Here is a 981-nt window from a genome sequence, read left to right on the forward strand (position 1 = left end):
CTAGGGCGTGTCTCCCATAGCTGAGCGGTGACCCGCGAGACCGTGGCCGTATGGGTCAGACGAAGTCACGATTTCGCCAGTTCACCGACGAGCAGTGGGAGCGGATAGAGCCCCTGCTGCCCTCCAATGAAGGGCGGCAGGGGCATCCGTTTCGCGACAATCGCAAGGTCGTCGAGGGGATCATCTACCGCTACCGCGCCGGTATTCCCTGGCGGGACCTACCTCGCGAGGAGTTCGGTGCGTGGCAGACCGTGTGGAAGCGTCACGCCCGCTACGCCCGGGACGGGACCTGGGATCGCATCCTGCACGTGATCCTGGCCGATGCCGACGCAGCCGGAAAGATCGACTGGAACGTCTCGGTCGACGCCACCATCTGCCGCGCTCATCAGCACGGCACAAATACAACGCGCCCTGAGCAGGACACAGGGGGCAGGGTCGAATCACAAGAACCGGCCCTTCCGGGACTGTGAACCCGCAGGTCATGGCATCGGTCGCTCGCGAGGAGGGCTGACCACCAAGATTCACAGTGCTGTCGATGGCCGCGGCCGACCGCTGGCGAACGTGATCACCGGTGGGCAACGAAACGACGGCGCGATGCTGGCCGAAGTCCTGGCCGACATCCACGTCCCACGCCACGGCAAGGGCCGACCCCGCACCCGCCCCGACGCGGTGATCGCAGACAAGGCCTACTCGTCTGGCACGATCCGCCGCCAGCTCCGCAGTCGCGGTATCGCCGCTGTCATCCCGGAGAAAAGCGACACCATCGCCGCTCGCGAACGCCGCGGCAGCCGCGGTGGCCGACCCCCGAAACTCGACACTGACCTCTACAAAGACCGAAACGTCGTCGAGCGTTCCTTCGCTCTGGCCAAGCAATGGCGAGCGCTGGCCACCCGCTACGACAAACTCGCGATCACTTACCGCGCCGCCGTCACCCTCTGCGCAATTCTCACCTGGCTACGCCGATTGGGAGACACACCCTAG

At 65.5% G+C, this 981-nt stretch carries 1 pseudogene; it reads left to right on the forward strand.

The features are described from left to right. Positions 1-50 precede the first annotated feature (50 nt). A pseudogene (locus tag H483_RS39155) lies at positions 51-981 on the forward strand (IS5 family transposase).

It is taken from the genome of Dietzia sp. UCD-THP, assembly GCF_000349585.1.
In the GTDB taxonomy this organism is placed as follows: Bacteria; Actinomycetota; Actinomycetes; order Mycobacteriales; family Mycobacteriaceae; genus Dietzia; species Dietzia natronolimnaea_A.